This is a genomic window from Ruegeria sp. BC1 (genome assembly GCF_056539305.1).
The window spans coordinates 129,210-147,659 of sequence record NZ_JBQFUT010000010.1; the positions used below are offsets into that span (position 1 = coordinate 129,210).

The following is an 18,450-nucleotide window of genomic DNA, read 5'->3' on the forward strand; positions in this document are numbered from 1 at the left end:
TCCCTCTGGGCTCAAAAAATCAACTGAACCTTGGCAAACTCAGGATGAAAATGAAAGGCGCGATGTTCCCCCAGATCGTTTGTTTTTTGATCAAATCTGGATTGATCCGACGGCCATAGTGGACATAGACAATCCAGACCCCACCTGATTGGGTGCACCAAACCAAATTTCTGCCGGAGGCTGACCCATGCTGGACGCGACAACTGACCTGAAATCAATTCTGAAAAACCCCGACCTGCTGGCAACCAAGGCCTATATCGGCGGCCAATGGGTAGATGGCGATAATGGCACCTTTGCCGTCACCAACCCCGCGCGCGGCGATGTGGTGGCCGAGGTCGCCGATGTCAGCCGCGCTCAGGTCGCGGGTGCAATTGCGCAGGCTGAGGCCGCGCAAAAGGAATGGGCCAAACTGACAGGCAAGGAACGCGCTGCGATCCTGCGCCGCTGGTTCGACCTGATGATGGCAAACGCCGAGGATCTGGGCAAAATCCTGACTGCCGAACAGGGTAAACCGCTGGCTGAGGCCATTGGTGAGATCGGCTATGGTGCCTCGTTCATCGAGTTTTTCGGCGAAGAGGCCAAGCGGGTCTATGGCGAGACCATCCCCGGCCATCAGCGCGACAAGCGGATCATGGTACTGAAACAGCCAATCGGCGTTGCAGCCTCGATCACGCCATGGAATTTTCCCAACGCGATGATCACCCGCAAGGCCGCACCCGCGCTGGCCGCCGGCTGTGCCTTTGTCGCGCGGCCCGCCAAAGAAACCCCTCTGTCGGCGCTGGTCATGGCCGTTCTGGCGCATGAGGCAGGTGTGCCCGCAGGTGTGTTCAACGTGGTGCCATCGTCGCGGTCCAGCGAGATCGGCAAAGAGTTCTGCGAAAACCCCGGCGTGCGCAAGCTGACCTTTACCGGCTCGACCGAAGTAGGCCGTATCCTGCTGCGTCAGGCGGCGGATCAGGTGATGAAGTGTTCGATGGAACTAGGCGGCAACGCGCCGTTCATCGTTTTCGACGATGCCGATCTTGATGCGGCAGTAGAAGGCGCGATGCTGTGCAAGTTCCGCAACAACGGGCAAACCTGTGTCTGCGCCAACCGTATCTACGTGCAGGCCGGCGTCTATGATGAGTTCGCCGCCAAGCTGAAAACGGCAGTCGAGGCGCTGAAAATCGGCGATGGCCTGACCGATGGCACCACCACCGGCCCGCTTATCAATGCAGACGCTGTTGCCAAAGTCGAAGAGCATATCAAGGATGTGACCAACAAGGGCGGTGCGGTTCTGACCGGCGGTCTGCCGCATGATCTGGGTGGCACCTTCTTCCAGCCCACCATCGTGACCGGCGTGACGCAGGACATGCTGGTGGCACAGGACGAAACCTTCGGCCCGCTTGCACCGCTGTTCAAGTTCGAGGATGAGGATGACGTGATCGCTATGGCCAACGATACGATCTTTGGTTTGGCCTCTTATTTCTATGCCAAAGACCTGAGCCGCGTCTACAAAGTGGCCGAGGCGCTGGAATACGGCATCGTCGGCGTGAACACCGGCATCATCTCGACCGAGCTGGGCCCGTTCGGTGGCGTCAAACAGTCCGGTCTGGGCCGCGAAGGCAGCCATCACGGCATGGAAGACTACCTGGAAATGAAATACGTCTGCATGTCGGTCTGATCTTTCCCGGTCTCTGCCCCTAGTGTGCGGGCAGAGACCAACCGCTGACCGACATCTGTGCACCCGCGGGCGATCCCGGAAAACGCTGACTTCGATAAAGCCATGAGCCATTCAGTTTTGGGCCGATGGGCGAAGTAAAAATCTGGGACGAATAGATAAAACCGTGCGAATCTATCCCTTTCTTTTCTGGTAAGGGGTCCTTCTTTCGTCATTTTAGCTATCGAAACAGCGACTTATCCACATTCGGAAGCTTGGTTAAATTGATGTCATTGCGGGAAAATTTCCGCAAACCACTAAGCCTGTTAAGGATTCAGGCTACAAACTTTACGAAATTCGTGTTTTCAGCTAGACTTACGGCAGTCAATGTGGGGTAAAATTCTATTTCGACGTTCGGTTGAGGTAAAATTCTATTTCGGTAGTCAGTGTGGGGATAACTCCATGAAGTTCTTTAAGGTATTTTTAGCGGCCAGTTTGGTGACCTTTGTGTCTACAAGCGCCCAAGCGTTGACGATCAATGTAATAGAACATGATGGATCAGCCTACGGAAACGGATACGGGGTTTTCGAAGGGTTTGAAACGCATGGTGCAGCCCACGGCGAAGGTGAGGTTTCGAACGGATTTTCAACCAGCGTTGGAACATTCTCGACCTTGGGTGGAGTCGGCACAGGTGGCACCGTTACCGGCCTGCCTGGCAATACCGGTAGTATGCTGGCCTTGCGCGATGGTAACGTTTTCGGGCGCGAGAATGTTTCACCCGAAGGGGGGTCCTGGTTTTTGGACAGCAATGACACCTGGGGGTTGAGTTGGGATGTCGCCCTTGCCGGTGGGAAATCATTCAGCAAACTGATGTTTGCCCTTTCCGATGCCAGCGATGTTGGCGGGTATCTGCGCATTTCCGCCGGTGGCGAAAACCACGAAGTCAGGACTGGCAACAGATTGTCAGACGGCAACGTACGGCTGGTCACGATAGATTTCGGTGCACCAACCAAGTCAGCGAAAATTACGCTCGCAAACTACGCGGGCCTTGGTGGCGATCGTCCATTTCGGAATGATGGGTTCTCGATAGACGGTGTGCAGGTTGCCGCAGTTCCGTTACCGCCATCCCTCCTGTTATTGGGTGGTGCGCTGTTCGGCTTGGGATTCGTGTCATATCGCAGACGGCGCGCAGTGGCCTGATCGCAATTGGTGTGACAGGTTCCTTTCAGCTTAGCAACAACCTAATTCAGAAGAACGAGCGTTCGCGATAAGCGGGCGCTTTTTCCGTTTCTTGACCGGCAACATCTGCCCGATACCTGACCAGACAACAACGCCCCGCGTCTGGAGGAACGCGGGGCGTATGGTGCGATGACCCAGAGAGGAGAAGATCATCGCGGCGTGGGGATCGGCCGACTTAGTTCACGGCCTTGGCGTCGACCACATCCTTTTCGATGGCATTGGCCGAAGAAATTTCGATCCGGCGCGGTTTCAGGGCCTCGGGCACCTCGCGCTTCAGGTCGATGTTCAGCATGCCGTTTTCATGACTTGCGCCGGTGACGCGGACGTGATCGGCCAGGGCAAAGCGGCGCTCGAACGCGCGGGTGGCGATGCCACGGTGCAGATAGCTGCGGTCTTTGTCCTCGGCGGCTTTTTTACCCGCGACAACCAGCGAATTCTCTTTCACTTCGACCGACAGGTCATTTTCCGAAAAACCAGCAACAGCAACCGAAATACGGTAGGTGTCGGCATCGGTTTTTTCGATGTTATAAGGCGGATAGCTGGGCTGGGCGACGTCATTAGTTAGAACGCGGTCCATCATGTCGGCGATCTGGTCAAATCCAACAGTGGCGCGGTGCAGGGGTGCAAAGTCAAATGTACGCATAGGTCATATCCTCATATCAGAGCGATGTACGTTTTGCCCTCCGTTCGGACGGGCGGTGATCTATCCCGGACCCCGTTTGCGGCGATCCGGTACAGTTCACATGGGGAACGATTTGACCGAGTTCAAGACCCGCCGGAAGAGATGAATTTCGCCCCCGAACTTGCCTTGTCCGACCCCACCTGCAGCCGACGGATGGCAGCCTTGGGCTGGGGCGCATCGCGGCGCAGAATAGTTTTGAGCTGATCGACTATGCCCGTCAGTTCCATGCCGAACCCTACCTTCCGGCGGCCATCGGTGCCCACAGCGGACACCACTGACAAGATCTGCCAGCGGGGGCCGTTGCGCGCCAACAGCGCCGACCCGGATGAGCCGAAAGTGACATCGCAGTTAAAGGTGATCAGCCCTTGATACCGTTCCAGAATACGGCAGGACCGTTCCCGCGTGATCGCTTCAGACCGCCCACGTCCGTAGGAGGCGAGGCTGACCTCATTCCCCGCCACACGCCCACTGTGCAGTGCAAACGGGTCGGCCACGGAATAGGGAATTGGCCTTTTCAGCCGCATCAGAGCCACATCCGCCCGGACCCCTTCAGCCGAAAGCGACGGGCGTTTGGTGTACTCCGGATGCACGGCGATCTGCACGACTTCACGGTCGGCCAGTGACGTGCCGTTACTCAGCCCCGCGCGAAACGTCACCTTACCCGGTGCATAGGGTCTGCCCGATCCGTCCAGCGCGCAATGTGCAGCCGTCAGTACCAGATCCTGGGCAATCAACGTGCCCGTACAGAACCCTTGCTTGCCGATATCCAGCCGTCCAATGGCTTCCCATCCATACAGGTCCTCTCGATCCGTCAGCTTGCGTTTGGCGCTTTGGGCAAAAGAGGCGGGTGACATAACTGCAAGGCACAGCAAGATGTACAACAGAATGCGGGTCATGGCTTGATGAACCTCGCGCCGATATTCCTGTCGGACCCTCCCTGCGGCGCCGCCGAACGAAACCCGCGCCCGGCCGACAACTCAGCCTGCAACAGGGTTAAGGACCCTTCAACCGGCGTACCGACGGCCACGCGCTGACCGTTGAATTCGGCTTTTGCTGCGACCACAGATACAATGCGCGGGCGGTCGCCCTCAAAGCTGAAAACGGGCGCCCCGGAAGAGCCGAACTCAACATCGCACGACATCACCATAACCTCGGACCGGCGTGTCATGACCGAACAGACCTCTTGCAGCGAAGGCGCTTCGGCCCGATCCTTGGCGTAAGAAACAACCCCCACCTCGTCGCCTCGGGCCGGTCGATTTCCCGTTTCAAAGGGAATCACGGTTGTGTTCCGAATTGGTTGCCACAGTTCGATCAGGGCAATGTCATTGCTCAGCCGGGCGGCCGAGGTTTCGTTGGCATACCGGTATTGTGGATGAATAACCGCCTGCCGGGCAGCCCTGTAAGCCGAGGCGCGTCCCAGTCGCCACGCTGCCAGAAATTCAACCTGCGAAAGGTCGATCCGCCGGCCGGTCGTCTTGTCGTACAGGCAATGAGCCGCGGTCAACACCAAAGTCGGTGCAATCAACGTTCCGGTGCAGAACCCCGCGCCGTTTATGTCGAGACGGCCGACAGCCATCCAGGCCCGCCCGGCATCGGTCGTGTCCAGGCTTTTCAGCCCGCTGTCCTGCGCCATGGCGGCCATCGGCATCATTGCCAGCGCAAAAGCCCTGATCAAGTTTCGCAAACGGCTCTCCGGTGTTGGTTTAGGGCTACTGTGTTACGCACCGGGTAGGGCGAAAATAGGGCGGTCTGCGTACGCGCGGTTTCCGCCGTGAACTGATGCACCTCTGCATCAGCTACGGTTATTTGAGGATGGGAACCTGTGACATGCGCACGAGCTTTTGACGCAAGGCCCTTGGCTCAGGTCCGCCTGTCGCCCAATCCAACAACTCGACCGTGTGCAGGATCGGAATATCCGTGCCTGATCCGATCTGCATCATGCAGCCGATATTACCGGCTGCGATCACATCCGGTTCTTTCGCCTCAAGCGTTCTAACCTTGCGGCGCTTCAATTGCCCCGAGATTTCAGGCTGCATCAGGTTGTATGTTCCGGCGCTGCCGCAACACAGATGGCTATCGGCGGGCTCGACCACAGTGAACCCTGCACGCTTCAACAGTGTCTTTGGATAGGATTTGATTTTCTGCCCGTGCTGAAGGGAACAGGCGGCATGATAGGCAACAGTCATACTCTTTTCAGCCCCCTCGGGCAGGTCTAATTGCACCAGCAGTTCGCTGATATCCATTGCAATATCCGACACACGCTCCGCGTCCCGGGACAGCAGGTCATCCCGGAGCATATGCCCGTAATCTTTTACGGTGGTCCCGCAGCCACTGGTATTGATGACGATAGCGTCCAATCCATCCCCATCCATTTCAGAAATCCAGGCTCTAATATTGGCCTTTGCCGCATAATAACTGTCCTGCACCTTGCCCATGTGATGCGTCAGCGCGCCACAGCAACCGGCGCCTTCGGCGATAACAACCTCGCATCCCAGACGGGTCAACAGGCGGATCGTGGCGTCATTTATGTCGGTGTTCAGCGCCTTTTGCGCGCAACCCGTCATCAGAGCCACTCGCATGATGGGCGACCCCTCGGGCGCGAAGTTTTGCGGATCGTCGTTGCGGCTGACCGGCGGGATGTACTTTGGTGTCATGTCCAACATCGCCCGCAACCGAGCATCTGGCATCAACGATCGGAACGGGCGGCCCAACCTGGCCGCGAGCAGCGCCAATCGAAACCGCATCGGGTAGGGGAGAATCCGGGCCAGAAGCCAACGCAGAACGCGATCCGAAGCGGGGCGCTTGTACGTCTGTTCGATATATTCCCGCGCGTGGTCGACCAGATGCATGTAGTGCACCCCCGACGGACAGGTGGTCATGCAGGCCAAACAGGACAGGCAGCGGTCGATATGTTTGACTGTCTTTTCATCCGGCACTCGGTTGTTTTCGAGCATGTCCTTGATCAAGTAAATGCGCCCTCGCGGGCTGTCGAGCTCATCACCCAGCACCTGATAGGTTGGGCAGGTGGCCGTGCAAAATCCACAATGCACACAGCTGCGCAAAATCTCATTCGACCTCTGGATCGCCGGATCCTGGAGCTGTTTTTCGGTAAAAGACGTCTGCATCTGCCTACCCCATAAGCCCCGGATTGAATATACCGCGCGGGTCAAAGTGCCTCCGCAAACCCTGTGTTAGAGCCGAAATACCTGCAGATTCAGGCTGAAACCGTCCCAAAGCGCTGACAGTCGCAGCATCCCCCCGTACCAGCGTCGCGTAACCAGAAAACGCACCCAACCGGGCGCGCAGGTCCGTGCCGTTGGGAACCAGAGCCCAAATCAATCCGCCCCCCCAGTCGAATAGGAGGCGATCAGCTTCCAGCCGAGCCGCTATTTCGGGCGCATCGGTGGGTTTGACTGAAACACGCCAAATATCGCCATCCTGACCATGAAAGGCCCCGACGTCCCGCACTCTGAGCCACCGTTCTGCGGAGTCTGACACCTCGGCCAGTTCACCAAAGGATGACAGCGCCGATTTCAGCTGTTCGGCCCGGTACACCACCGATGCAGAAAACCCTTCTACCCGCAACAACGCGTTTCCTTCCTGCGGGTCATAAGCGGCGGCGCTGACCTCGTACGGTGACTTGAGCGCGGCAGACATGGCCCGAACCGCCTCAGCGGCATTCGCGACCTGGATCGCCAAAGTCGCGACCTCCTCGGGCGCAGGCAGCACTTTCAGCGACACTTCGGTCAGAACCCCCAACGTACCCCAGGACCCTGCCATCAGCTTGACCAGATCATAGCCGGTCACATTCTTCATCACGCGGCCACCGTTTTTGACCACCTGTCCCATTCCATCGATATAACGCACGCCTAGCAAAAAATCCCGGCAGGCACCGGCCTGTATGCGCCGAGGCCCCGAGATATTCCCAGCCACGGCGCCGCCAATGGTCGGTTCGCCAGCGCTGCCCAACAACCCGCGATGATCCATTGGCTCAAACGCCAGATGCTGGCCCTCGGTTTTCAGCACCGCTTCAATCTCGGTCACTGGTGTCCCGACCTGCGCCACAAGGGTAAGGGCGCCAGGTTCGTATAAGGTGATGCCTTTCAGGCCGCCGGCCCGAACCTCTTGATCAGGCCCGGTAATGCCGCGGGTATCCCCGCCGACAATGCGTACCGGCTCTTTCAGTCCGGCCACCAACTCGACCAGTTCGGCTTCTGTCTCAGGATTCATCGCAATTCTTCTGTATTAGAGCCTGCTATTCTACTGCAACTCGTGTTTTCCGTCGCATATCCGAAGCCTCCAGCGGGAACACTTTGGCCGGGTTCAGCAGCCAGTTCGGATCGAACACATCTTTGACCGCCATCTGGGCCTCAAGGTCGGTAGGTGTGTATTGATGGGTCATCAGATCCCGCTTTTCGATGCCCACGCCATGTTCTCCGGTCAAACAGCCCCCCACATCGACGCAGAGCTTCAGGATATCGGCCCCAAACGCCTCGCACTTCTCAAGATCACCGGGCTTGTTGGCATCAAACAGGATCAGCGGGTGCATGTTGCCATCCCCGGCATGGAACACGTTGCCAACAGGCAAGCCGTATTCCTCGCTCATCTCGCCGATGCGTCGCAAAACTTCGGGCAGAGAGAACACCGGAATTGTACCGTCGAGACACATGTAGTCGTTCATCTGCCCCATCGCACCAAAGGCCGACTTCCGCCCCAGCCATATTTTCGCACTTTCCTCGGCCGACTGGCTTTCGCGCAATTCGACCGGATTGTGCCGCCTGGCGATTTCGATGATCTTTGACAGCTGGTCGTCGATCTCGGCGTCAGAGCCTTCGACCTCGACGATCAGCAAGGCCGCGCAGTCCGGGTACCCCGCCTGAGCGAAGTTTTCACAGGCTCTAATACAGAGGGTATCCATAAATTCGATGGCGACCGGCAGAATGCCCGACTTGATGATGTCGGACACGCATTGCCCGGCAACTGCATTGTCATCGAACCCCATCAGAACGGGTCGAGCCCCTTCGGGCTTGCGCAGGATGCGCAGCGTCGCTTCGGTCACGACACCCAACTGACCTTCGGACCCGCAGATGACACCCAACAGGTCCAATCCGCCCGCGTCCAGATAGGCGCCGCCAATCTCGACGACGCTGCCATCCATCAACACCATTTTCACGCCCATCAGGTTATTGGTGGTCACCCCATATTTCAGACAATGCGCCCCGCCCGAATTCATCGCGATATTGCCTGCAATCGCGCAGGCCAGTTGCGAGGACGGGTCGGGGGCGTAAAAGAAATCCTGTTCTTCGACCGCTCCGGTAACACTCAGATTGGTGCGGCCGGTCTGAACGCGGATAAAGCGGTTGTCATAGTCAACTTCCAGCACATCGTTCATGCGGGCGATACCCAGGATAACGCAATCGGCTGTCGGCAACGCGCCACCCGCCAGTGATGTGCCAGATCCGCGTGGCACCACCGGCACGCCTTCTTCGTTACAAATGCGCAGAACATCCGAGACCTGTTGCGTCGTCGATGGCAGAACCGCCAGCATCGGCGGGCACCTGTAGGCGGTCAGCGCATCGCATTCATAGGCCCGGGTTTCAGAAGGGTCATGGATCACGGCGTCTTTGGGCAGAACGCCCAACAACCTATGCAACACAGCGGATTTTCGGCGCAGGACGTCGGGGTTTGGCGGCGGCATTTCCATGGCGGGTCCTCATGTTTGGTAAAATAATATTACCAATTCTCACATCTGGCAAGTTCCATCGGCAACACGTAGTGTCGCGGGCATGACTTGGATTGAACGCGCCTTGCTGTTTTCACCTTTTGACTATGCCGCCATCGGATTGCTGCTGGTCGCCTGGATTTGGATCGGGTGGCGGATTGAAAACCCTGCACCCGGCAAGCCGTCGGTGTCGATGGTAATGGATGATTTCCGGCGCGGCTGGATGCATGAGATGGTGACCCGGGAACCACGCATGTTTGACGCGCAGGTGGTGGCCAGCATGCGGCAGGGCAGCACCTTTTTTGCCTCAACCACGATGATTGCCATCGGCGGCGGGTTGGCGTTGCTGGGCAATACCGAACGTCTATCGGGGGTGGCGCAGGATCTGGCGATAGGCAGCGCCCCGGCGATGGTCTGGGAAATCAAAATCCTGATTGCGCTGATATTCCTGTGCAATTCGTTTCTCAAATATGTCTGGGCGCACAGGTTGTTTGGCTACTGCGCCGTCCTGATGGCTGCCGTTCCCAATGACGCCAAAAACCCGCAGGCTTATCCCCGCGCCATGCAGGCCGCTGAGATTTGTGTCACCGCCGCCCGCAGCTTCAACCGCGGCCTGAGGGCCACCTATTTTGCGCTGGCCTCAATCGCTTGGATTTTGGGACCGGTTGCCCTGATGGTCGCCACCCTCGTCACCTTTGGAGTTCTGTACCGTCGGGAATTCGCGTCCCATTCGCGGTCTGTGCTGTTGAATTTGCCAACTCACACAGAGTCGTGATGACGCGCTCGCGTATCCGTTCGTATGGTGCGCCCATGCGATACCTGATTCTGTGTGCTATTCTGGCCAGCCCCGTCCTTGCCGATCCTGCTGTCATCGAGAATGTCTCGGCAAGGCAGAGCGGCGATGCATGGCGTTTCGATGTCACGATCCGGCACCCCGATACCGGTTGGGATCACTACGCCGATGGCTGGCGTGTTTTGGACATGGACGGCAACGAATTGGGTATGCGCGTGCTGCACCACCCGCATGAGAATGAGCAGCCCTTTACCCGGTCGCTTAGCGGTGTGAGCATCCCAACGGGCGTTACTCAGGTGCAGATTCAGGCGCGTTGCAGCGTGGAAGGATGGGGCGATGAGACGGTCGTTGTCACACTGCCCTGAATTTAAAACAACCCCATTTGCAGACCAGCCGCCATGGCCAGCCCGATCTCACGACATTTGTCCAGTTGATCGTCGGGAATGGTTTTGTCGGCCAAAATCGCCTTTGGCGTTTGCGCGTGTGTGCAGATGATCAGGGGTGGCTGAACCTCTTTCAGTCGCCATCCGGTCGCAATCCGAGCGGTTTGGCGCGCCGCGTTTTCCCCGTCGGACCCGGCGCAGATCATCTGTGCATAGGGACGCCCTTCTATCCGACCGAGGACCGGGTAGTAACACCGGTCGAAAAACTCTTTCATCAAACCCGAAATCGCGGCCAGATTCTCTGGCGCGCAAAAGATGTAGCCATCGGCGTGCAGCAGGTCTTCAGGGATCGCCTGATCCGCGGATTTCAGAACAACGTCCGATTCCTCTCGTCCCGCGGCGGCAGCGGCTTCGGCCATCTGCCGAGCACCGCCGGTGCGTGAATGATAAACGATCAGAAGCTGCGCCATGTCAGACCCGGTGATAGGGACCGCCTGACAGGATGGTTGCGGCCCGGTAGAGTTGTTCGGCCACCATCACACGAACCAGCATATGCGGCCAGACCATCGACCCGAATGAAATGGAAAAATCGGCCTCAGCCCGAAGATTAGGGTCTATTCCGTCTGCACCGCCAATGATCAGCGCCAGGTCCTGCCGTCCTGCGTCTCGCCAGCTGCCCAGCTTTTTCGCGAAATCCGGCGAGGACATTACCCGCCCGCGCTCGTCCAAAGTGCAGATGACCGCCCCCTTGGGCAGCGCCTTACGCAGCAACGCAGCCTCGGCCCCCATGCCCGCGTTTTTCTTGTCTTCAACCTCGATCACACGGGCGGGGCCCAGGCCCAGCGCGCGGCCGGTCCGGTCAAATCGGGTCAGGTAATCATCAAGCAGGGTCTTCTCCGGTCCGGCACGCAATCGCCCGACCGCACAAATGCTTATACGCATATATCTCTCGCCTCCGGCCTGTTAATGCAGGCCGGGATGGCGCCTCAGTTGGCTGAGGCGCTGCCGCCCTGAGGCAGCCACATCTTTTCCAGCTGGTAGAATTCACGCACTTCGGGGCGGAAGATATGAACGACCACGTCGCCCGTATCGATCAACACCCAGTCGCCGGCATCCTTGCCTTCGACCTTCGAGGTGAAACCGAACTCCTGCTTGATGCGATCCGTCAGCTTTTCCGCCATGGCCGAGACCTGACGGGTCGACCGACCCGAGGCAATCACCATGTGATCCGCTACCGAGGACTTGCCCTGCAGGTTGATCTGCACGACATCTTCGGCCTTGTCGTCGGAAAGTGAGGAAAGGATACGTTCAAGCAGCTTGTCGCTGATTGACTGAGAGTGAGCCATCATGTTGGCCCGATCATCGGCGGGCAAACCCGCCTGAGAATGTAGAGACAGAACATAGTCCTCCTTTATTGCACGCCGCCAAACCCCGGCGCCGGGGTACTAATAAGGTAACAAGGGGAATGCAACATTTCAATGAACGGGCGATTGTGGGGCCACACAGGCAGTCACTCTTTGGCGATCTGTTGCCCAGCTGCGCCGTCGGGCAGCAGCCGAACTTCGCGCTGCGGGAAGGGAATTGAGATGTTTTCTTGTTTGAAAGCGTCCCACAAGGCCAGGTACACATTGCCCCGGATATTGGTCAGCCCCTTGGTCGGATCACTGATCCAAAACCGCAGTACGTAATCAACGCTGCTGTCTCCAAAGCCAGTTATATGGCACACCGGTTCGTGCGAACCACCGCTCAACACCCGCGAGACCGCCTTGACCGCCCGGATCGCCGTTGCACGCACCTTGTGAGGATCGTTGTCGTAGCTGGTGCCAAATTCCAAATCCAGCCGCACGAACTTGTCCGAATGGGACCAGTTCACCACCTGATTGGTGATCAGGTCCTCGTTCGGGATCAGATATTCCCGCCCGTCCCGCGTCACAACCGAGACATAGCGCGCGCCAAGCGCGTTGATCCATCCGAAGGTGTCGCCCAGCGAGATCACGTCACCCGGCTTGATCGACCGGTCCATCAGGATAATGATCCCCGAGATCAGGTTCGACACCACCTTTTGCAGGCCAAAGCCGATGCCGACACCGATGGCCCCCGACAGCAGCGCGATGCCGGTCAGGTCAAACCCCAACGTGCGAATGGCCGCCATAAAGACTGCACCATACAGAATAACCTGGATACCCTTGGCCAACAGAACCTGCATCGACGGGGTGATATCGTCGTTGTTCATCAACCCCCGTTCGGCCGCGCGTGTGCCGACACGGGCCAGAGTCAGCAGGATACCGATCAGCAGAACAGCTTTGAGAATCCCCAGCGCCGAGATGTGCAGATCGCCGATGGAGATCGCCACACCATCCAGAAACTCGGCCACATCATCGGTCAGATTCAGCGCAACCAGCGTTGCATAGACCCACATTGCCCATTTGAAGATACGCCGCAAGGTGCGGTTGCGCACCAGCCGCGCCACCAGCGCAATGGCCAGCCACGCCAAGGCCAAAGTCGCAACAACGCCGATAATGTAACTACGTGACGGCCACGTAATATGCTGCATCAGCAGGTACAGCGACCAGGACATCACCACGAAATACACCAGCGTCAGGCGCTGCATCAGCTGAACCAGAGTACGCAGACGCCATTTCGGCCAGCCGGAACGGGCACGAGCCCAGGCTTCCCAACGGCCTTGTGTCACCAGCTTCAGAACATAGGCCAGCGCCCACAAAACCAGGATGATGACCAGCTGATGCTGCCGCCAACCCGGTGTTACGACCAGTTCGACAAGGTTTTCGAATTGCACGGAAAAGCCCGCGACCATGTTGTCATAGAGGTCCGACAGCGAACTGGGGATCAGGTCTTGGTTCATGAGCCCAGCTTGGACAGCGTGGCGGCGCGATGCAAGCCCATTGCCGGATTGAACCTTGATTGACGGCACAGCCCGATATATCTGAGGCCCATGAGACTCAACCTGGCCCCAGTTCCGACGTTGCAAGACCGCACGCGCCTGCGTGAACGGTTCTTTGGGGCCGCCCGCACGGTTCTGGCCCGCCTATAAGCGGCGACCAGCCACTCGCCAGCTATTTCTCATTTAATACGGGAGAGGACCTATGTCCCCCAAAACACTCTATGACAAGATCTGGGATGCTCACGTCGCGCACGAAGCCGATGATGGCACCTGCCTGCTTTATATCGACCGCCATCTCGTGCACGAAGTGACCAGCCCGCAGGCGTTCGAAGGCCTGCGCATGGCGGGCCGCAAGGTGCGCGCGCCGGAAAAGACAATCGCCGTGCCGGACCACAACGTGCCGACCACTCCGGACCGCGTGAACGGAATTGAAAACCCGGAATCACGCATTCAGGTCGAGGCGCTGGATAAGAACGCCAAGGATTTCGGCATTCACTATTACCCGGTGCATGACGTCCGTCAGGGCATCGTCCACATCGTTGGCCCGGAACAGGGCTGGACCCTGCCCGGAATGACCGTGGTCTGCGGCGACAGCCACACCGCCACCCACGGCGCATTTGGCGCATTGGCCCACGGCATTGGCACGTCTGAGGTCGAACATGTTCTGGCGACTCAGACTCTGATCCAGAAGAAATCCAAAAATATGAAGGTGGAAATCACCGGCAAATTGCAGCCGGGCGTGACCGCCAAGGACATCACTCTGGCTGTAATCGGTGAGACCGGCACGGCTGGCGGTACCGGCTATGTGATCGAATATTGCGGCGAAGCGATCCGCGATCTGTCGATGGAAGGCCGCATGACCGTCTGCAACATGGCCATCGAAGGCGGCGCACGCGCTGGCCTGATTGCCCCGGACGAAACCACCTTTGAATATGTCAAAGGCCGCCCCCATGCGCCGAAAGGCGCGCAATGGGAAGCGGCGATGGACTGGTGGAAAACGCTCTACACCGATGACGGCGCGCATTTCGACAAGGTCATCACCCTGCGTGGTGAAGATATCGCACCGGTCGTGACCTGGGGCACCAGCCCCGAAGACGTGCTGCCGATCACCGCATCTGTGCCTCACCCCGATGATTTCGAAGGCGGCAAGGTCGACGCAGCCCGCCGTTCCATCGAATACATGGGTCTGGAAGCTGGCCAAAAGCTGAGCGACGTGGAAATCGACACCGTCTTCATCGGCTCGTGCACCAATGGCCGGATCGAAGATCTGCGCGCTGCGGCTGAAATCCTGAAGGGCAAAAAGATCAAAGACGGTCTTCGCGCCATGGTCGTTCCGGGGTCGGGTCTTGTGCGTGCCCAGGCAGAAGAAGAAGGTCTGGCTGACATCTTCAAAGAAGCCGGTTTCGAATGGCGTCTGGCGGGATGCTCGATGTGTCTGGCGATGAATCCGGATCAGTTGCAACCGGGCGAGCGCTGTGCCGCGACCTCAAACCGCAACTTCGAAGGGCGTCAGGGCCGTGGCGGACGCACCCATTTGCTGAGCCCGGCGATGGCTGCCGCAGCGGCAATCACAGGACGGCTGACAGACGTCCGTGAATTGATGTAAGGTCCCCTCATATCTAGATATTTGAGGGATTGAAAACATGAGTGACTGGGTCAAATGGCTCTTGCTGGGGCTACTATCCATAGCGTTCGGCATTTTCGTGCTGGGCGCGCCTGCTGTGGCGTCCATCGCGGTGACGGTGGTAACTGGCGTGTTACTGCTGGTCTCGGGCGCCTTGCAGGTTGTTGGCGGGTTCACGGTTGAGGGAACCGGCAACAAGATTCTGTCACTCATTATGGGTGCGGTCATGCTGTTTCTAGGCTGGTCCTTTCTGGATCACCCGCTGCAAGGAACACTGACGCTGGCCACAGTGGTGCTGATCCTGTTCCTGGCAGGCGGCATTGCTCGGGTTATCCTGTCGTTCCAGATGAAGGGGACGCAGTATTTCTGGGCCACTCTGATCTCGGGCATCGTGTCGATCGTTCTGGCAATGCTGATCTGGCGTCTGGCCGCCACCGATCCTGCGGTGCTGTTCCAGCTGCTGGGTATTCTGCTGGGCATCGAGATGCTGTTCAACGGGTTCGGATTGGTCTTCATGGCGTTCTTCGTCAAGAACGCACCCAAAGACGACAATGCGCCAACTGGCGAAACAACAGAAGCAAAACAGGCTTAAACGCGGGGCACGGGCGCGGCCCTCTCCCGCAGGAGTGTAGACATGGAAAAGTTCGACAAAGTCCACGGGGTGGCCGCCCCAATGCCGCTGATCAATATCGACACCGATATGATCATTCCGAAAGTGCACCTGAAAACCATCAAACGGTCCGGCCTGGGGGTCGTGCTGTTTGACGAGATGCGCTATCACGATGACGGGCAGGAAAACGAAGAGTTCGTCCTGAACAAACCCGCCTATCGCCAGACCGAGATACTGGTCGCCGGCGACAATTTCGGCTGCGGCTCGTCGCGTGAACACGCGCCCTGGGCGATCAAGGATTTTGGCATCAAGGTGGTGATCTCGACCAGCTTTGCTGACATCTTCTTCAACAACTGCTTCAAGAATGGCATCCTGCCTATTGTGGTCGCCGAAGAACATCACGCAGTTCTGATGGAAGATGCACACAAGGGCGAAAATGCGCGCATGACCGTGCATCTGGAAGATCAGCAGATCACCACCTCGGACGGGGTCGTGATCGAGTTTGATATCGACCCCCACCGCAAGCACTGCTTGCTGAACGGTCTGGACGATATCGGCCTGACGATGGAGAAAGATCATCACATCGACAAATTCGAAGATCACGCAAGTCAAGCCCGCCCCTGGGTGTGATTCTGAGGACGAATCTGTGGATACTCAACCTAATGGGGTCGCCAAGGCGGCCCCATTCGCATTCTTGGGGTCTCAACACTAGCAACCACAACATGTAGAGAGACACCGGCTCTACACGTCGGATTTGCGTCAGAAATGATGCAATCTCGCACCAGTTTTGCCATCTTTTTGCCCAAAATGGCGTGTTTTCTGTAGCTTGGCTTGAGCTGATTGTCGCCTACGGCCAATGTTGGTGCTCAAGAGGTATCCGCTGAAAACAACCAAATGGCGGAAACAAGTTGGAAAGAAGTCGGCGAAGAATCGACTGATCCAGTTTGGAAAGGGTTCGGATAGTGATTGCGCGCACAACAGGGGCGGCGATTCGGGGAATATTGGTCGCATTAATGGTGCTGACCCCCGCGTTGTACCTGCCCGTATCATCTACGAACGGCACCGAGGTCGTCGTCTTTCTCGCCATTCTTGCGTTCTTTCTGACTTTCGCCGAATACAACTCGGCCTTTCCCAGCTTTATTGAATTCCGCGACGCCCCGCCTGTGAACCGGTTGCGCTTTGTTGGCCTGATGTCGATGGTCACTTTCCTGACGCTGATCTGCAAAAATGCCTACGCGCCGACAGAGCTGACCTCCGCAGTCTATGCTGTAGCTCTGGGCGTGGCCAATGTGGTTGATTTCCCCTATTCACCCGTTCGTCTGATCGTTTTGATGCTGCCCGCCGACGCCACCCCGGCCCTGACCGAACTGGTGCGCATTTCGGCCAGCGTGGCGTATGTGGCGGCGCTGGTCACCATCGGCAGCTTTGCCTATGCCGTGAAACTGCGCGGTTGGCCCACCGGTAATGGTGCCTTCAATGTCTGGACCAACTTGCCATTGTTCGACCCCACCAAAGGGGGCGATGTCGTTGCCCGCCTGCAGCGGGACGGACGACTGAATATTTCAATCGGTGTATTGCTTCCCTTTCTGATCCCGGCGCTGATCAAATTGCTGACCGACTATGGCAATCCGATCTCGCTGAGCAATCCCCAAACCCTGATCTGGACCATGAGCGCATGGGCCTTTCTGCCTGCCAGCATGATCATGCGCGGTATGGCAACGTTGCGTATCGCCAACCTTATTGTTGAGAAACGCCGCGCCTATTCCACTGCCGAGTCTACACAAGCTGCATGATCCGCGCCCTGCTTCTGGTGCTATTGCCTGTGATGGCTCAGGCCGAGACAGTACGCATTGCCACGTTCAACACGGAACTCAGCCGCGACGGGCCGGGGTTGTTGTTGCGCGATATCCTGCGCGGCGATGCACAGGTGCAGGCTGTCGTCGATGTGCTGGTGGAAACCGGGCCCGATATCGTCAGCCTGCAAGGCATTGACTGGGATCTGGAAGGCCGCGCCCTTGCTGCATTGATCGATCAATTGCGCGAGGCCGGGCTTGTTTACCCCTATTACTATGCCGCGCAACCCAACGCGGGGGTCGAGACCGCAATAGACCTGAACGGCGACGGGCGCACAAACGGTCCGGCAGATGCGCAGGGCTGGGGCCGGTTCACCGGCGAAGGTGGGCTTGCGGTATTGTCCCGCTATGCCATCAACGAACGCGCAATACAGAATTTTACCAATCTGCTGTGGCGGGACCTCCCGGGCGCTCAACTTCCATTCACCGAAGACGGCCCATTCCCGTCGGAGGAAGCCCAGCGTATTCAACGTCTGTCGGCGGTAGCCCACTGGATCGTTCCAGTCGAGACCCCCATTGGCCTGATCGAACTGATGGCCTTTCACGCGGCACCACCGGTTTTTGACGGACCCGAAGACCGCAACGGACTGCGCAATCGTGACGAACTCCGCCTGTGGTCCGCTGTGCTGGACGGAGAGGTGGGCCGCCCCCCTTCCGGTCCGTTTGTTGTTGCAGGGGACGCCAATCTGGACCCGCATCGCGGAGAAGGGCGTCATGAGGCGATGCAGGCGCTGTTGGCCGATCCGCGGTTGACAGACCCCCATCCCGGCAACCCAACCACCGTGATCTGGAAAGCCGTGGGCGAAATGCGCGTGGATTACGTGCTGCCCTCGTCAGACTTACAGGTAATAGAGGCAGGTGTATTCTGGCCGGCAGAGGGAGCACCCCTGCGCGACGCTGCCGAACAGGCCAGCAGGCACCGTTTGGTTTGGGTCGACGTGGCCTTGACAGATCCACAATTGAATTGACCCATTCAGGAGTCGAAGGGAATTGCCGTCAAACG

At 58.1% G+C, this 18,450-nt stretch carries 20 protein-coding genes; 10 read left to right on the forward strand and 10 right to left on the reverse strand.

The window, feature by feature from the left end; translation table 11 throughout:
- The first annotated feature begins 187 nt into the window (after positions 1-187).
- A complete protein-coding gene (locus ACR0IY_RS19160; protein WP_480676149.1) occupies positions 188-1,663 on the forward strand; it encodes an NAD-dependent succinate-semialdehyde dehydrogenase in 1,476 nt (491 codons plus the stop codon).
- A gap of 438 nt (positions 1,664-2,101) precedes the next feature.
- Entirely contained in the window at positions 2,102-2,839 is a 738-nt protein-coding gene (locus ACR0IY_RS19165) for a hypothetical protein (RefSeq protein WP_480676151.1), read from the forward strand.
- A 214-nt stretch (positions 2,840-3,053) separates the two neighbouring features.
- Here ACR0IY_RS19165 and ACR0IY_RS19170 read toward each other — a convergent pair whose 3' ends face one another.
- From ACR0IY_RS19170 to ACR0IY_RS19195, 6 genes are all read right to left on the reverse strand, one after another.
- The gene (locus ACR0IY_RS19170) at positions 3,054-3,521 is read right to left on the reverse strand and encodes an Hsp20 family protein (RefSeq protein WP_480676153.1); all 468 of its coding nucleotides are present in this window, start codon (positions 3,519-3,521) and stop codon (positions 3,054-3,056) included.
- Positions 3,522-3,643: 122 nt separating this feature from the next.
- Positions 3,644-4,456 (reverse strand): trypsin-like serine peptidase, encoded by an 813-nt coding sequence (locus tag ACR0IY_RS19175; RefSeq protein ID WP_480676155.1) that lies wholly within the window; start codon positions 4,454-4,456, stop codon positions 3,644-3,646.
- Positions 4,453-5,244, reverse strand: a complete 792-nt coding sequence (locus tag ACR0IY_RS19180; protein ID WP_480676157.1) for a trypsin-like serine peptidase — start codon at positions 5,242-5,244, stop codon at positions 4,453-4,455. The genes ACR0IY_RS19175 and ACR0IY_RS19180 overlap by 4 nt, the downstream gene beginning before the upstream one ends.
- Positions 5,245-5,362: 118 nt before the next feature.
- A complete protein-coding gene (gene glcF, locus ACR0IY_RS19185) occupies positions 5,363-6,685 on the reverse strand; it encodes a glycolate oxidase subunit GlcF (RefSeq protein ID WP_480676159.1) in 1,323 nt (440 codons plus the stop codon).
- 4 nt (positions 6,686-6,689) lie between these two features.
- Positions 6,690-7,790 (reverse strand): FAD-binding protein, encoded by a 1,101-nt coding sequence (locus ACR0IY_RS19190; RefSeq protein ID WP_480676161.1) that lies wholly within the window; start codon positions 7,788-7,790, stop codon positions 6,690-6,692.
- Between the two features lie 25 nt (positions 7,791-7,815).
- Positions 7,816-9,264 (reverse strand): FAD-linked oxidase C-terminal domain-containing protein, encoded by a 1,449-nt coding sequence (locus tag ACR0IY_RS19195; RefSeq protein WP_480676163.1) that lies wholly within the window; start codon positions 9,262-9,264, stop codon positions 7,816-7,818.
- 82 nt (positions 9,265-9,346) lie between these two features.
- Here ACR0IY_RS19195 and ACR0IY_RS19200 point away from each other — a divergent pair, with 82 nt between their 5' ends.
- Positions 9,347-10,057 carry a DUF599 domain-containing protein gene (locus tag ACR0IY_RS19200; RefSeq protein WP_480676165.1) on the forward strand — a complete coding sequence of 237 codons (711 nt, stop codon included), beginning with the start codon at positions 9,347-9,349 and terminating at the stop codon, positions 10,055-10,057.
- Positions 10,058-10,092: 35 nt separating this feature from the next.
- Positions 10,093-10,440 carry a hypothetical protein gene (locus tag ACR0IY_RS19205; protein ID WP_480676246.1) on the forward strand — a complete coding sequence of 116 codons (348 nt, stop codon included), beginning with the start codon at positions 10,093-10,095 and terminating at the stop codon, positions 10,438-10,440.
- A gap of 2 nt (positions 10,441-10,442) precedes the next feature.
- Here the strand turns inward: ACR0IY_RS19205 and ACR0IY_RS19210 are convergent, their stop codons facing one another.
- The 4 genes from ACR0IY_RS19210 to ACR0IY_RS19225 all read right to left on the reverse strand — a co-directional run bounded on the left by ACR0IY_RS19210 (position 10,443) and on the right by ACR0IY_RS19225 (position 13,321).
- Complete coding sequence (locus tag ACR0IY_RS19210; protein WP_480676167.1) at positions 10,443-10,928, reverse strand: flavodoxin family protein; 486 nt, start codon at positions 10,926-10,928, stop codon at positions 10,443-10,445.
- A 1-nt stretch (position 10,929) separates the two neighbouring features.
- Positions 10,930-11,400, reverse strand: coding sequence for a 23S rRNA (pseudouridine(1915)-N(3))-methyltransferase RlmH (rlmH, locus tag ACR0IY_RS19215; protein WP_480676169.1), 471 nt, complete (start codon positions 11,398-11,400; stop codon positions 10,930-10,932).
- A gap of 44 nt (positions 11,401-11,444) precedes the next feature.
- Positions 11,445-11,807 (reverse strand): ribosome silencing factor, encoded by a 363-nt coding sequence (gene rsfS, locus ACR0IY_RS19220; RefSeq protein ID WP_480676171.1) that lies wholly within the window; start codon positions 11,805-11,807, stop codon positions 11,445-11,447.
- Positions 11,808-11,968: 161 nt separating this feature from the next.
- Positions 11,969-13,321, reverse strand: a complete 1,353-nt coding sequence (locus tag ACR0IY_RS19225; RefSeq protein ID WP_480676173.1) for a mechanosensitive ion channel family protein — start codon at positions 13,319-13,321, stop codon at positions 11,969-11,971.
- Positions 13,322-13,411: 90 nt separating this feature from the next.
- On the opposite strand from ACR0IY_RS19225, the gene ACR0IY_RS19230 reads away from it, so the two are divergent.
- The 6 genes from ACR0IY_RS19230 to ACR0IY_RS19255 all read left to right on the forward strand — a co-directional run bounded on the left by ACR0IY_RS19230 (position 13,412) and on the right by ACR0IY_RS19255 (position 18,415).
- Positions 13,412-13,510: an isopropylmalate isomerase gene (locus ACR0IY_RS19230; protein WP_480676175.1), complete on the forward strand. Its 99-nt coding sequence runs from the start codon at positions 13,412-13,414 to the stop codon at positions 13,508-13,510.
- A 52-nt stretch (positions 13,511-13,562) separates the two neighbouring features.
- On the forward strand, positions 13,563-14,966 hold the full coding sequence (gene leuC, locus ACR0IY_RS19235; RefSeq protein WP_480676177.1) for a 3-isopropylmalate dehydratase large subunit: 1,404 nt from the start codon (positions 13,563-13,565) through the stop codon (positions 14,964-14,966).
- A gap of 37 nt (positions 14,967-15,003) precedes the next feature.
- Complete coding sequence (locus tag ACR0IY_RS19240) at positions 15,004-15,576, forward strand: HdeD family acid-resistance protein (RefSeq protein WP_480676179.1); 573 nt, start codon at positions 15,004-15,006, stop codon at positions 15,574-15,576.
- A gap of 42 nt (positions 15,577-15,618) precedes the next feature.
- A complete protein-coding gene (gene leuD / locus ACR0IY_RS19245) occupies positions 15,619-16,224 on the forward strand; it encodes a 3-isopropylmalate dehydratase small subunit (protein WP_480676180.1) in 606 nt (201 codons plus the stop codon).
- Between the two features lie 332 nt (positions 16,225-16,556).
- Complete coding sequence (locus tag ACR0IY_RS19250; RefSeq protein WP_480676182.1) at positions 16,557-17,387, forward strand: hypothetical protein; 831 nt, start codon at positions 16,557-16,559, stop codon at positions 17,385-17,387.
- Positions 17,384-18,415, forward strand: a complete 1,032-nt coding sequence (locus ACR0IY_RS19255; RefSeq protein ID WP_480676184.1) for an endonuclease/exonuclease/phosphatase family protein — start codon at positions 17,384-17,386, stop codon at positions 18,413-18,415. The genes ACR0IY_RS19250 and ACR0IY_RS19255 overlap by 4 nt, the downstream gene beginning before the upstream one ends.
- The last annotated feature ends 35 nt before the right edge of the window (positions 18,416-18,450 follow it).

Coding starts and splice junctions, on each gene's coding strand:
- ACR0IY_RS19160 (WP_480676149.1), top strand. CDS start 188: ATGCTGGACGCGACAACTGACCTGAAATCAATTCTGAAAAACCCCGAC.
- ACR0IY_RS19165 (WP_480676151.1), top strand. CDS start 2,102: ATGAAGTTCTTTAAGGTATTTTTAGCGGCCAGTTTGGTGACCTTTGTG.
- ACR0IY_RS19170 (WP_480676153.1), bottom strand. CDS start 3,521: ATGCGTACATTTGACTTTGCACCCCTGCACCGCGCCACTGTTGGATTT.
- ACR0IY_RS19175 (WP_480676155.1), bottom strand. CDS start 4,456: ATGACCCGCATTCTGTTGTACATCTTGCTGTGCCTTGCAGTTATGTCA.
- glcF (WP_480676159.1), bottom strand. CDS start 6,685: ATGCAGACGTCTTTTACCGAAAAACAGCTCCAGGATCCGGCGATCCAG.
- ACR0IY_RS19190 (WP_480676161.1), bottom strand. CDS start 7,790: ATGAATCCTGAGACAGAAGCCGAACTGGTCGAGTTGGTGGCCGGACTG.
- ACR0IY_RS19195 (WP_480676163.1), bottom strand. CDS start 9,264: ATGGAAATGCCGCCGCCAAACCCCGACGTCCTGCGCCGAAAATCCGCT.
- ACR0IY_RS19200 (WP_480676165.1), top strand. CDS start 9,347: ATGACTTGGATTGAACGCGCCTTGCTGTTTTCACCTTTTGACTATGCC.
- ACR0IY_RS19205 (WP_480676246.1), top strand. CDS start 10,093: ATGCGATACCTGATTCTGTGTGCTATTCTGGCCAGCCCCGTCCTTGCC.
- ACR0IY_RS19210 (WP_480676167.1), bottom strand. CDS start 10,928: ATGGCGCAGCTTCTGATCGTTTATCATTCACGCACCGGCGGTGCTCGG.
- rlmH (WP_480676169.1), bottom strand. CDS start 11,400: ATGCGTATAAGCATTTGTGCGGTCGGGCGATTGCGTGCCGGACCGGAG.
- rsfS (WP_480676171.1), bottom strand. CDS start 11,807: ATGATGGCTCACTCTCAGTCAATCAGCGACAAGCTGCTTGAACGTATC.
- ACR0IY_RS19225 (WP_480676173.1), bottom strand. CDS start 13,321: ATGAACCAAGACCTGATCCCCAGTTCGCTGTCGGACCTCTATGACAAC.
- ACR0IY_RS19230 (WP_480676175.1), top strand. CDS start 13,412: ATGAGACTCAACCTGGCCCCAGTTCCGACGTTGCAAGACCGCACGCGC.
- leuC (WP_480676177.1), top strand. CDS start 13,563: ATGTCCCCCAAAACACTCTATGACAAGATCTGGGATGCTCACGTCGCG.
- ACR0IY_RS19240 (WP_480676179.1), top strand. CDS start 15,004: ATGAGTGACTGGGTCAAATGGCTCTTGCTGGGGCTACTATCCATAGCG.
- leuD (WP_480676180.1), top strand. CDS start 15,619: ATGGAAAAGTTCGACAAAGTCCACGGGGTGGCCGCCCCAATGCCGCTG.
- ACR0IY_RS19255 (WP_480676184.1), top strand. CDS start 17,384: ATGATCCGCGCCCTGCTTCTGGTGCTATTGCCTGTGATGGCTCAGGCC.